This window comes from Psychrobacter submarinus, from assembly GCF_904846685.1.
In the GTDB taxonomy this organism is placed as follows: domain Bacteria; phylum Pseudomonadota; class Gammaproteobacteria; order Pseudomonadales; family Moraxellaceae; genus Psychrobacter; species Psychrobacter submarinus.
This window is the reverse complement of sequence record NZ_CAJHBQ010000001.1, coordinates 943,238-955,063: the sequence shown is the minus strand read 5'-3', so window position 1 is coordinate 955,063 and position 11,826 is coordinate 943,238. Positions and strand designations below refer to the sequence as shown.

Sequence of the window (11,826 nt, the reverse complement as noted above, 5' to 3'; positions counted from 1 at the left end):
TTTCTACACCTGCCAGCTTTTATTCATAGCAATCTGTTTAACAGCTTCAAACTGATAATCCAGCGCATGATGTTTGGTAAATAAGTTTAAGCACTCCTGGCGAAACTCTTGCTCGCTCATATTCTCGCTGGCGCAAATAAAGGCGAGGGGTAGCACTAGCGCATCTTTGATAATATCGGCTATATCAAATACCAATGCCCCGCGCCGTGTCTTGCCATGCATGACTGCAAAACCGTGCGGGATACCTAGCGTCCATGCAGTAGTCGCACCCAGTCCGTAGGCCAGATAGTTGCCGTGATTGAGAAAGCCATTGGCCTTATCGATACCATCGTGCTCACGGGTAAAGCCGTCATAGCCGGTGTTTTTGGCGGCAAGTTTATACAGGTTTTTGGTCAGGCGAGCTTCTAACTGCAATAAGTGCATGACCTCAGTTTGCTGATCGATTTGTCGAATATTGTTATCGATGAGCGCTTTAATGTCATCACGACTGCTATCAAATCCCTGACGTTTTAGATCAACATCTTTGCTCCAAATTGCTTGTAAGTAAGCCAAACGCGCATGTTGTAGCATCTTAGCGGCAGCGAGGCGTTTGTCATCATCCCACCACCAACTGAGCCAACCTTGCACATATTCTGTCGGTCGATATTCGCTTTGCGGGGTCAGCCACTCGACGAAGACTTCGCGCTCAGATCCCATAAATAGCGGCGTACCGCCGCCACCGCAAAACCCTACTAATACGCCTGCTTGCGAAAGCAGACGCATCGCCGCTTGGGTGATGGAGGTGCCCGTACCGAGTAAGATGGAGGTGGTATTGGCAATAGGAATGTTATAGAACAGGTTGGCTTTATCGTCTTCGGTGAGATAGAGAATTCTGCCGTCTTTTTGCATGACGCGGCAGTGCGAGAGGTAGTAGATATTGGCACGTTTGGAGTGCAAAATAGTCTTAAGATCAGAGGAGACAAAGCTATTATCGGTATAAGGATTGCTAGGTTTTGCCATAATAGCTCCGTCTATTGAAAGTATCGTAGAATTTGAATACGGATTTACTTTAACGGAACTTTGTTCGTAAAACAATGAATAATATATTTAAAACGACAGTATATGTCGCTAGTTAATTGAATGTGAAACCAGATAACCTAAGTTATCTGGTAATTAATTACACTTATTAGTCTATCTACTTACAGTAATTTGACCACCTGAAAAGCTGATACACCCCTCACAAAACCAAGAGCGCAAACTTCTTGCATAAGGTATATCTGCTGGTACATCAAGCTCGTATGGACGACCACAGAAATCACAGCGTACATTGTCTAAATATGCCTGACATTTTGTAAGCGTGCTAAATAATAGAAAATAGTTTATACCGTAAGACTGACATAATAACTCTACATGAGCGATATAGTTATTAGGCGAACTATAAGACCAGTAATCACGGCATAAATCTGTAGTAATTTCATTGAGCGTCGGATCAAACACAAAGTCTACACTCATAACACTCTGCTTAAGAACTATAGCGTGATTGTGGTAGAAGCCCATAAAGCTCGCACTCTACTATAGATAAGCTTTGTGAATATCTTGAAGTAGGGGTAGGAGATATCTTTGAATATGTAGATGATAGTAAGTCGGAAATTACTAAAGAATAGATACTACTATAAAGTTTAGAGTTGAGGTCAAAAAGTAGGCTTAGTTTTTAGTGAACTTTCAGAGCTGGTCACGTTTTGGTCACCGTCAGTTTTTTGATCATTTTAATAGAGGGCTCAACAAGAGTAATAATAGAGATTCCAAATGTTATCTTTTCGCTACAGCCTTTATATTACAGGCATAAAAAAAGCCCCAATCTTGAGATTGGGGCTTTCGAATCTGGTAGGCGTAATCGGATTCGAACCAACGACCTCTACCATGTCAAGGTAGCGCTCTAACCAACTGAGCTATACGCCTATTTAGGCCATGCATTTTAGCAAGTTTTTCAGACTTTGCAAGTCTTTTATGAGAATAATTACAGGATATTTAGATAAATAGTTTTTTAGCCAGTTTACCAAGGGTGTATTTGCGTTATGGTAAAGTAGACAGATGTATTACTGACGTAAAAAGGTTAATAGATAGCCTAAACAGAACGTTCTAAACAACGTCTAAAACAAACTAACTAAAACGATCAATGAGCAGTCTGTTTATAGTCTCAGCTTTACGCTTCTGCAGTTTCGAATTTTAGCCCCGAGGTTTTGATACCCCAAATCAGCTCAACGAAAGCGCGATTATTGGTTAAAGGTTCGCCATCGATGATGACGGCATAACCATCATTATCAATCCACAAAAACACAAAACTTGTCTCAGGGATGAGTAGATCCACTTGTTGAAAGAACGAGATGGCGCGGCTATCCAATGACCAGCCGCGCTGCTGCTGCCTAAGCATAAACCCTGAAAAGTCCGCCGCCGCGACACTCAGCATATCCGCTTCTTCTTGACTATAACCAATCCGTGCCAAACAAAAGCCCTCATCTGAGGCGATAGCAGCACGGCGCTTACCTGAGAGGCTGGCGACGACATATGGCAAAAACTGATCTAGCGGTAGGTTAGGCGCAGGTAAAAAGGTTGAGAGCTTCTCAATAAAGCCCTGCTCAACGAAACCCTCAAGCCACAGCTCAGGAAACGCTTTGAGCCAATCGGCGACTAACATAGTCTCTTGGTGCGATAACAGCGCTTGTAGAGCCAATTGCATGGCCGTAGGCTTGGGCTGTGAAAAGGCTTCAAAGACGCCCGCTGGGGTCAACGTGATATAGGTTTTTTCGGCATGAGCAAAACTGGACATAAAGATAACCTTATTTGTAGTGCGTATCTAGTTGCTGAGTGAAAAAGTGAGATAAGAGCTCAGAAGGAGCTAAGCTGTAGTTAGGCGTCTGTTGCTACTGATGCGACTTGGGTTTGCTCCAAGTGCTCTTGACAGCTTTGCCAGCGCTGATCGAACTGCCAGTCGCTCTTACCTAAACGAAACCAGACGATAGAGAAGGCGAGACGATCGTTACAAGCTAAGCAGTGCGCAAAAAACTCGTTCTCTATCTGCTCGATAGTGCTCCAGTCCTCATTATCGCGCGCGCTCATCAGCTCAGTGGTGATATTCTTAGCGATCTCTTTCGCATCATCGCTACTGATACGCAGGCGGTGCGTATCGACATTGAGAGAAGGGGTAATCAGCACGCTCCAGCGCGTGGCAAACTCGCTGCTATGCCGGATATAGTCAATCTTATTAATACAGTTACGAAACGCGCGCTCTATCTGCGGATGCAAGCGGTTCTGGATACGGATAAATATATCCTCAACGTCATAGGGAATGTCGTACCAACAGCCATAAAAAAAGTCAGCGACCGCGCCTTGTAGCGGCTCTTTTTCTTTGAGGAGCAAGGACAATGGGAAGCGGGATCGACAGTAGGTCTGACGTATCTACAGACCTTTCGCCATGTCATTTTGCCGCAAGCGCTTAGAGTATCCGTGCCGCCCTTGTCTAATACCTTTATTAGTTTAGTCAAAGACACCTCGCTAGCTTCTTTAGTGCTGGTCACTGAGCTCTTTAAACAAGCGCAGATCATCACCGCGCGTAACTATGAGTTTATGCTGGTCTATACTGAAGCGGCCTTTATCTATTGGGGAATTTGTCTGTTCTTGACCTTTATCCAAGGCAAGCTTGAGACGCGTCTTGATCGCTATGTGGCAAAATAGCTTAACCATTAACTGCTAGCTTTTCATTTGTAAACGGAAACGTCTTTATGATTCAAATCACGAACATCCACAAAGCTTTTGGTACCAATCAAGTGCTAAAGGGCATAGATTTGAGCATTGATAAAGGTAAGGTGGTGGTGATATTAGGGCCATCAGGATCAGGCAAAACTACTTTTTTACGCTGTATCAATGCGCTGGAGATCCCTGACCAAGGGGTGATCGCTTTTGATGATAATAGCTTAAGTGTAGATTTTAGCGCTAAGCCAAATAAAAAAAAGCTATTGGCCCTGCAGCGTAAGTCGGGCATGGTGTTTCAGTCTTACAATTTATTTCCGCACAAGACGGCGCTACAGAACTTAATGCTTGGGCCGACCGTAGTGCAAGGCGTCTCAAAAGCTGACGCGCAGGCGCAAGCGCTAGCACTACTCAACAAGGTGGGGCTTGCGGACAAAGCCGATCTGTATCCGTTTCAGCTATCAGGTGGTCAGCAGCAGCGCATCGGCATTGCCCGCGCTTTGGCCATTGAGCCGTCGCTGTTGCTATTTGATGAGCCGACCTCAGCGCTTGATCCGGAGTTGGTACAAGATGTGCTTGAGACCATGAAGCAGCTGGCAAGTGAGGGCTGGACGATGGTTGTGGTCACACATGAAATCAGCTTTGCGCGCGATGTCGCCGATCATGTGGTATTAATTGAGGATGGCCATGTGGTTGAGGAGGGCAGCGCTCAGCAGATGTTTGAGCTATCCACTCACCCGCGTACGCAAGCGTTTTTGCAGCGTATTGAACAATAGTAGATTTACAGCCATTCAAATCATCTATCAAATCTTATAGCACTAGCTTTAATTTTAAGCGAAATAAAGCTCCAACTGTGGTGTCATGGTTGGGGCTTTTTTGATAACGATTAATAAATACTAGACTTTTTGCCGTCGTCGCAGCCACCGTGGCACTCGAGTAGTAGTACCGTTAAGTAGCGCATTAAATAGCGCGGCGAGTAAGATAAGCATGACGCCTAAATACTGAACAAGGCTAAGCGACTGGTTCAATAGTAATATTGCTAAAGCAATAGCAGTCAGCGGCTCAAAAATAGTAAACACCGAAGCGCGAGAAGCGGGTAGTTTTTCTAGCGCTTTCATATATAAGGCAAACGGCACGACCGTACCAATCAGTGCGAGCCCTAATGCGTAGCTTAAGCTCAATACAGGCAAGCTCAATAACTTGCTATAAGTATGATACGTCTCAGGTAATAATAACAGTACGCTGGCGCTAATCACGATGGAGGTAAAAAACACTAAGGGAGCCGGATGCGCGTAGTGCATAGCGCGTTTGCCAAGCACACCATATAACGAATAACACACCCCTGCTAATAGTCCTAACCCTATGCCCCAGTTGACTTGCGCGCCATCTCCTGCCATCGTCAGACCTACCCCAAATAAAGCTAATCGTTCAGTACCGACATCTAAACCTGTTCTTGCTCTACTGGTTGCGCTTTAGGGTCAGGTTGCTCGTTTTCGATCTCAATCTTGACGCCCCAATCATCAATATTTAGCTCATGGCAGTTATTACCAGGACCATTGATGCGATCGACGACTAAGAAGTCGCAATCAGCACCTAGCGCTAGTAGTGGGTGGTGCCAGACATTTCTATCGTATTGCACTCCTTGATGCGACTTGGCATAAAACACGGTCAAATCATCAGCTGATTTTGGCGGCTCGCCTGCAGGGGCCACGACTACGACGTAGTCTCGGCCATTCATGGAAAAGAAGGCTTGCGTGCCAAAAGGATGATATTCCATCACGGATAACCTGATAGGGTGGTCGCGCTTTTTGGCCCGAAAAATACTTAGGCCAACTTCACCGCCATCTAGCGCTACTTTGGTAATAGCGTGATGACGACAAGCATAACCTCGGTTGATATGGTAACAATTATCAGGCGTTTGTTGCTCATCATCATAAGGTTCAATCACCGTGCCATAGGGAGCAAACTCAGCTTTAGTTAAAGGTTTTGCAACGATCGTAGTACTCATGACTTTGCCTTACTTTTATTATGACTACCTGCAAATTCCTTACAAATTTGCAGGCGACTTAAATCGCCATTTAAATGCAAATGGCGTATTAGAATGAATGCTGGTATTTGACACGATCTACTATTCCAGATGACCTATTATTCTGGACGAATAAAAGGCATATGTCTATTCACATCTTTATAGAGTAAGTATCTAAAGGGACCAGGGCCGCCAGCGTAGCAAGACTGCGGGCAAAACGCACGTAGCCACATAAAATCACCGGCCTCAACTTCGACCCACTCAGCATTTAAGTGGTAGACCGCTTTGCCTTCTAGCACGTATAAGCCGTGTTCCATTACATGCGTTTCATCAAATGGAATCACGCCGCCTGGCTCAAAAGTAACGATGTTTACATGCATATCGTGGCGCATATCAGACTGCTCAGTGAACCGCGTGGTTTTCCAGACGCCATTGGTATCTGGCATGGCAATCGCTTCGACCTCATGGTCACTGGTAACAAAAGCTTCAGGTACATCGATGCCTTCTACATACTGATAGGCTTTACGGATCCAGTGGAACTTGACGTGGGTGTCGCTATTGTTTTTCAGCGTCCATTTGCAGCCAGGAGGTAAAAACGCATAACCACCGGCCTCCATATGATGCGTCTCTCCCTCGATAGTCACGTCCATCTCACCTTCAACGACGAATAATACGGCTTCGGCTTTCGCATCGAGCTCAGGCTTGTCAGAGCCGCCATTGGGTGCGACTTCGACGATATATTGTGAAAAGGTTTCTGAAAAACCGCTTAACGGACGAGCAATCACCCACATACGCATACCTTCCCAAAAGGGCAGGTAACTAATCACGATGTCAGTGAGAACACGTTTAGGGATAATAGCATAAGCTTCAGTGAAGACAGCGCGATCGGATAGCAGCTGGGTTTGCGGCGGTAAGCCGCCAGTTGGTGCATAATACGTGCTTTTTGTTGACATAGTTAAGAGTCCTTAGTCATTAGGGGCCGTGATAAATTTGAGTCTAAGACCATGATGATATCTATTCCGATGATATCGATCATAGTTACAATAGTTACATCCAGTCTGCGGTATTATCCTTAGTCGCTGGATGGTTGTCGTACCAGTGTTTAGCGATCTCATCGCGGCGACAGACCCAAACGTCAGGCTTATTGGTAATATATTGCAAGAATTTTTTGAGTGCGACAATACGCCCAGCGCGGCCTATGATACGGCAATGCAGGCCAATGGTAAGCATTTTGGGCGTGTTTTTGCCGTTTTTATCCCCTTCCTCATACAGCGTGTCAAAGCTGTCTTTGAGATACTGATAAAAAGGCTCAGCATTGGTGAATCCAGGGCTGGATGAGAAACGCATATCGTTAGTCTCAAGCGTATAAGGAATAACCAGATGCGGCTTACGTAATATTTTATCGCCATCTTCGCACTTGACATTTAGCCAATAAGGCAGCTCATCAGCGTAGGAGTCAGAGTCATAACTATAGCCGCCTTGCTCGACGACCAGCTCACGAGTATTGGGACTGTCACGTCCGGTATACCAGCCTATAGGCTGCTTGCCGAGCATACGCTCAAAGATCTCAGTAGCACGGTGCACATGCTCACGCTCGATTTCGCGGTAGATATACTGGTAAGTGATCCAGCGCAGGCCGTGGCTAGCAACTTCGTGGCCATCTTCTAGTACACGTTCAATGATATGCGGGGTTTTTTCTGCGGCCGCAGCACAAGTGAATGTCGTGATGGGAAGGCCATACTCTTTAAAGACATCCAAGACGCGCCAAACGCCGACGCGGCTACCGTATTCAAACGCCGATTCGATAGACTGATGACGATTGTTAAACGAAGGCGTGCCCAATATATCAGATAAAAACCGCTCTGATTCGCTATCACCGTGGATGATACTATTTTCTGCACCCTCTTCAATATTCAAGACGAACTGAACAGCGATTCTAGCGCCGCCAGGCCAGTTGGCTTTAGGGGGAGTATCAGCATAGCCTTTTAGATCACGCGGATAAGCGGAGTGATCAAAGTCGCTGGTGATTTTTTGCGTCATAATGTTTTTCCTTCTATTCATACTGTTTGCTAACCATCTAGCTATTTATTAGCGCCTTAACAGTACACAGTGCTTATTTGTGCGTTAAAGTTTTATTGAGCTCAATGCCATATTTGCGCATGAGAAGCCAGTAAATTAACCCGCCGATTGCTGCGCCTAATAAGAAGCCGTAACCTTCGAATTTTGCCAAGTTCGGTACGAGTACTGTCGCGACAGAAAACAAAGCGCCGATAGCAAAGGCGATAAGACCACGGATATTCCAGCCTTTGGTATAATAATAAGCGCCCGTTGGCTGCGCAGAAAACAAGTCATTCATGTTGATGTTTTGACGTCTAATAATGTAGTAATCGATGACCAAAATTCCAAAGAATGGCGCGATGATAGCGCCCACGACGTTGACAAAACCGACGATACCAATTTTACTGATGACTGATAACCAAAGCGCGCCGACGGTCAAGCGAATTATTCAATATTGTCTATTGGCCTACCGTTGCCGTCTTATTTTAACCGCTCAAAGCATTCTATAGCCCAGCGGCATACGCCACAATTTGAGCGCGCTCCTCATCGGTTAATTGAGTGATATTGCCTAATGGCATATAGCCGGTTTGTACCGCAGTGACCACTTTAGCTTGATGAGTTTTTATATCTTCAGGGGTTTGCAATATAATGCCAGCAGGCGGCGCGTTAAAGCCTTGCTGCGTCGGCTGCGCCATGTGACAAGTTGCGCATTTTGCTTGTACCACACTCATAACCGCATCGTTAGCTGAGACAGTTACGGCTTCCCCAGTGCTATCAGCCGCAGCTATTGCTGGATTAGTTGCGTCAGTAGGTGTCGGCGTCTCAGGGGCAGCTTCCACAGGAACCGCAGACTGTACGGGTGGTACAGGAAGCGGCTCAATAGGTGCAGGGCGCATCCAAATAATCAATAAAACAGTCAATAAAGCTGGAATCCATAGGAATTTGGGCTGCGTATTGCCCAGATGCTTTTGGTTAAAATAGTGACGTACAAGTGCCGTAATGACGCCTACAAACACTAGCACTAACCAGCCATGAGCATGCGAGTACATCATCGGATAGTGGTTACTAATCATGGTAAAGATAAGCGGCAGGGTAAAATAATTATTCATCAAAGAGCGGTTCTTGGCCATAAGTGCCAAGTCTGCGACTTCTTTACCCGGCTTTTCGCCTCTACGTACGCAGTCCACTAGCGCGCGCTGAGCGGGCATAATCCCAAAAAACACGTTACCCGCCATAATCGTACCTAAAATAGCACCGACATGGATAAAAGAGGCGCGATCACTAAACAGCTGGTATGAGCCCCAAGTTGCAAGCACTAGCAGGATAAAGATAGTAGAGCTAAACACTAACGCATTCTTGCCGATGCGGCTACGGACGATAACCTCATAGACAAAGTAGCTACCGAACAAGAAGAGTAAGCTGGTCGAGATAGCGCCAACATGACTACCAAAAGCGACTTTGCTGGGGTCAATCAGATAGGCGGTCGCATTGGCGTAGTAGACAATCGCCATCATCGCCGCACCAGTTAGCCAAGTGGTATAAGCTTCCCACTTGAACCAATGCAGCGTCTTTGGCATCTCTTCCGGTTCGAGCTTATATTTAGCGATTTCATAAAACCCGCCACCATGTACCGCCCACAAGTCGCCAGAGATACCTTTATCGGCTTTCCACTGCGGCGGCTTACGTAAGCTCAGATCGAGCCAAACAAAATAAAAGGACGCACCAATCCATGCTACGCCGGCGATAACGTGAAACCAGCGAAAAAATAAAGCGACCCAATCAAGAAGATATGCACCCATGCGACTACTGTCCTTTTATACGATGTCTTAAATACTGCGTTTGATACGAAAAATAAATTACGAGCCGCGATAAGTGCTGTAACCGTGAGCACTTAGCAATAGGGGCACATGATAGTGACTGTGGTCACTGACCACAAAGTCGATGATGACTTGTGGATAAAAAGCTGTGAGGTTTTGGGTATCAAAATAGGTCTGCGTATCAAAGGTAAGGGTATAGCGACCCGTGCTCAGTTCACGATCAGCTGCGCTCACGGCCTCATCAAACTGCCAGCTATCTGGGCTTACGCGGCCATCACTATTGGTAGTGCCATGAGCCAAAAGCGTGGCGTTTGAATGGTTATCGACTCGGCGTAGAGCAACTGCGATATCGGCGGCAGGTTTGCCCAAATGAGTGTCTAAGATATGCGAGGAAAGAGAAGCGGACATAATAAATCCTTTGATGTTTTTGGTATTTTCAGTGTTTTAAAAGTACGGTTAGTTGAGCTAAACGGCTTATTCAAATAATTTGTTTAAACGCAAGCGCGTGATTTTATTTTGTTCTGTCGAAGCGTTGACAAGCTCAGTGGCGCGCTCATTCGGCAAACGCGCTAATAGTAAGTCGAGCATTTGCTTAGCGCTTTTGCCTGTGGCAAAGACGATAAAGATAAAGCCAAACTTATCAAGATAGGCTTGATTGCCTTGTGCTAGAGCTTCAAGAACCTCATCATCTGCTTCATTCGCGCCTGATTGTTCATGAGCAGCGCTATCTGCAGTATTGCGGTACTTTTCTTTGAGCGTGGCGACATTACCGATTTGCGGATGGCCGTCAAGCGCCTCTAACAGGTCCGACTCTTGCTGTTGCACTTTGCTCCATACCGTATCGCTATGAGCGATCAGAGCCTCTAGCGTCTCGAATGGTCGAGCGCTTGCTACGTTATGCGCCCAGCGAGAGCTGGTACAGCAAGTAAGTAGTGCGGAGGTGGCTTGGTCTTGGTCAAAGTCGTTGAATTGCGCTAAGGTTAAACTCACGATGAAGTCCTTTTCTTGTAGGGTGGAAGCCTCATAGCCTTTCAAATCATAGCGTATCAAAAATAAGGACATGCCTTAGGTGTTTGGCAGTCTATTGGTATGCTAAAGTGCTATCGCTGAGAGTGATAATAAAAGTATAAATAAGTCGCCAAATGGTTTATATTGGCTATTCTGCTTAAAGTTGACCAAATGGTCAACTACTTTATACAATATATCATAATTTATCGCATTTAGTACTCAATAATTTAAGCGTTATTAGCATTACTTAACCACTAAGCTGTCATTATTTGCTTTTTATAGGATACATTTATGACTTTTACCACCGATGATTTGAGCACTTTAGATAATGGCACTCACCGCAGTCAGCAAGACATTCGCGCTCATAATCAAGCCGTCATTCTCAAGGCTGCTGAAGAGGAGTTTGTGCTAAAAAGTTTCCGCGGCGCTACGATGCAGGGCATTGCCGATCGTGCCGGACTCCCCAAAGCCAATGTACATTATTATTTTAAGAATAAAAAAAACCTCTATGAAAAAGTACTGCGCGCCATTATTGAGGAGTGGAACGAGGGTCTTGTAACAATGACGGTAGATAGCGACCCAAAAACCGTCATTGAGAAGTTTGTCAGAACTAAGCTGCACCAAGCTTTTGCTCATCCCAATCGCCATAAGCTTTTCGCTCTTGAAGTCATCGGCGGCGCTCCGCATTTGCATGATTTTATGTCGCATACGATGCAAGACTGGGCGCTTGATAAGGTGGAGGTGATGAAAACTTGGCATCAGCAAGGCAAGATAGGTATCAAAGATCCGCTTCAATTGCTTATTCTGATTTGGGCGACCACCCAGCGTTATGCTGAATTTGAAACTGAGATTGTTGGTTTGTTACAAAAACAGGCGTATGAGGAGAATGATGAAGCGCGAGCAGCCGAGTTTTTGATACCGTTTATCTTACGCGGCTGTGGACTTGAGTAATTAGCGCTCCAGCGGTATAGCAATGCAATAATGCTAAGCCAGTGAGGTACTCAATGCTATAACTTCGTTTTTAGATTCATCAATACAAAACCGCCATAAAATAATCTTATGGCGGTTTTTGTACTTTTTATTCTAACAATCTGCCTTAGTAATAATCTATCCTAGCGATAGTCTATGACGACATTATCACTACCATCACTGTTATAGTCGAACCACTATTAAAGTGTTACAGCGTTAGAC

Annotated in this window: 16 protein-coding genes and 1 tRNA gene; 4 read left to right on the top strand and 13 right to left on the bottom strand. The window is 45.4% G+C overall.

All coding sequences use genetic code 11. The annotated features are described in order from the left end of the window. Window positions 1-3: 3 nt before the first annotated feature. Window positions 4-999, bottom strand: a complete 996-nt coding sequence (gene cas1f / locus JMY03_RS04340; protein ID WP_201559446.1) for a type I-F CRISPR-associated endonuclease Cas1f — start codon at window positions 997-999, stop codon at window positions 4-6. A gap of 171 nt (window positions 1,000-1,170) precedes the next feature. Further along, window positions 1,171-1,491 carry a hypothetical protein gene (locus JMY03_RS04335; RefSeq protein WP_201601377.1) on the bottom strand — a complete coding sequence of 107 codons (321 nt, stop codon included), beginning with the start codon at window positions 1,489-1,491 and terminating at the stop codon, window positions 1,171-1,173. Between the two features lie 62 nt (window positions 1,492-1,553). Between JMY03_RS04335 and JMY03_RS13415 the strand changes: the two genes are divergently transcribed. Further along, window positions 1,554-1,643: a helix-turn-helix domain-containing protein gene (locus JMY03_RS13415; protein ID WP_201602140.1), complete on the top strand. Its 90-nt coding sequence runs from the start codon at window positions 1,554-1,556 to the stop codon at window positions 1,641-1,643. A 218-nt stretch (window positions 1,644-1,861) separates the two neighbouring features. Here JMY03_RS13415 and JMY03_RS04325 read toward each other — a convergent pair. From JMY03_RS04325 to JMY03_RS04315, 3 genes are all read right to left on the bottom strand, one after another. Continuing rightward, window positions 1,862-1,938: transfer RNA gene (locus JMY03_RS04325), tRNA-Val, on the bottom strand. A 244-nt stretch (window positions 1,939-2,182) separates the two neighbouring features. Then, window positions 2,183-2,806 carry a hypothetical protein gene (locus JMY03_RS04320; protein WP_201601375.1) on the bottom strand — a complete coding sequence of 208 codons (624 nt, stop codon included), beginning with the start codon at window positions 2,804-2,806 and terminating at the stop codon, window positions 2,183-2,185. A gap of 80 nt (window positions 2,807-2,886) precedes the next feature. Then, complete coding sequence (locus tag JMY03_RS04315) at window positions 2,887-3,402, bottom strand: hypothetical protein (protein WP_201601373.1); 516 nt, start codon at window positions 3,400-3,402, stop codon at window positions 2,887-2,889. A 24-nt stretch (window positions 3,403-3,426) separates the two neighbouring features. Between JMY03_RS04315 and JMY03_RS04310 the strand changes: the two genes are divergently transcribed. Together JMY03_RS04310 and JMY03_RS04305 are read left to right on the top strand one after the other, a co-directional pair. After that, the gene (locus JMY03_RS04310) at window positions 3,427-3,711 is read left to right on the top strand and encodes an ABC transporter permease subunit (RefSeq protein WP_449314255.1); all 285 of its coding nucleotides are present in this window, start codon (window positions 3,427-3,429) and stop codon (window positions 3,709-3,711) included. A 47-nt stretch (window positions 3,712-3,758) separates the two neighbouring features. Further along, window positions 3,759-4,502 (top strand): amino acid ABC transporter ATP-binding protein, encoded by a 744-nt coding sequence (locus tag JMY03_RS04305; RefSeq protein ID WP_025644028.1) that lies wholly within the window; start codon window positions 3,759-3,761, stop codon window positions 4,500-4,502. Window positions 4,503-4,622: 120 nt separating this feature from the next. Here the strand turns inward: JMY03_RS04305 and JMY03_RS04300 are convergent, their stop codons facing one another. The 8 genes from JMY03_RS04300 to uraD form a co-directional block, all read right to left on the bottom strand. Then, entirely contained in the window at window positions 4,623-5,123 is a 501-nt protein-coding gene (locus tag JMY03_RS04300; RefSeq protein WP_227675478.1) for an EamA family transporter, read from the bottom strand. Between the two features lie 44 nt (window positions 5,124-5,167). Continuing rightward, window positions 5,168-5,734, bottom strand: a complete 567-nt coding sequence (locus tag JMY03_RS04295; RefSeq protein ID WP_201601368.1) for an ureidoglycolate lyase — start codon at window positions 5,732-5,734, stop codon at window positions 5,168-5,170. 137 nt (window positions 5,735-5,871) lie between these two features. Then, the gene (locus tag JMY03_RS04290) at window positions 5,872-6,705 is read right to left on the bottom strand and encodes a bifunctional allantoicase/(S)-ureidoglycine aminohydrolase (RefSeq protein ID WP_025644022.1); all 834 of its coding nucleotides are present in this window, start codon (window positions 6,703-6,705) and stop codon (window positions 5,872-5,874) included. A 94-nt stretch (window positions 6,706-6,799) separates the two neighbouring features. Next, entirely contained in the window at window positions 6,800-7,792 is a 993-nt protein-coding gene (puuE, locus tag JMY03_RS04285) for an allantoinase PuuE (protein ID WP_201601364.1), read from the bottom strand. Between the two features lie 73 nt (window positions 7,793-7,865). Beyond that, window positions 7,866-8,249, bottom strand: a complete 384-nt coding sequence (locus JMY03_RS04280; RefSeq protein ID WP_025644019.1) for a cytosine permease — start codon at window positions 8,247-8,249, stop codon at window positions 7,866-7,868. A gap of 64 nt (window positions 8,250-8,313) precedes the next feature. After that, window positions 8,314-9,609 carry a urate hydroxylase PuuD gene (locus tag JMY03_RS04275; protein WP_201601361.1) on the bottom strand — a complete coding sequence of 432 codons (1,296 nt, stop codon included), beginning with the start codon at window positions 9,607-9,609 and terminating at the stop codon, window positions 8,314-8,316. A 57-nt stretch (window positions 9,610-9,666) separates the two neighbouring features. Beyond that, on the bottom strand, window positions 9,667-10,035 hold the full coding sequence (gene uraH / locus JMY03_RS04270) for a hydroxyisourate hydrolase (protein ID WP_201601358.1): 369 nt from the start codon (window positions 10,033-10,035) through the stop codon (window positions 9,667-9,669). 66 nt (window positions 10,036-10,101) lie between these two features. Further along, on the bottom strand, window positions 10,102-10,617 hold the full coding sequence (gene uraD / locus JMY03_RS04265) for a 2-oxo-4-hydroxy-4-carboxy-5-ureidoimidazoline decarboxylase (RefSeq protein WP_201601356.1): 516 nt from the start codon (window positions 10,615-10,617) through the stop codon (window positions 10,102-10,104). A gap of 309 nt (window positions 10,618-10,926) precedes the next feature. Between uraD and JMY03_RS04260 the strand changes: the two genes are divergently transcribed. Beyond that, window positions 10,927-11,586 (top strand): TetR/AcrR family transcriptional regulator, encoded by a 660-nt coding sequence (locus JMY03_RS04260; RefSeq protein ID WP_201601354.1) that lies wholly within the window; start codon window positions 10,927-10,929, stop codon window positions 11,584-11,586. Window positions 11,587-11,826: the final 240 nt, after the last annotated feature.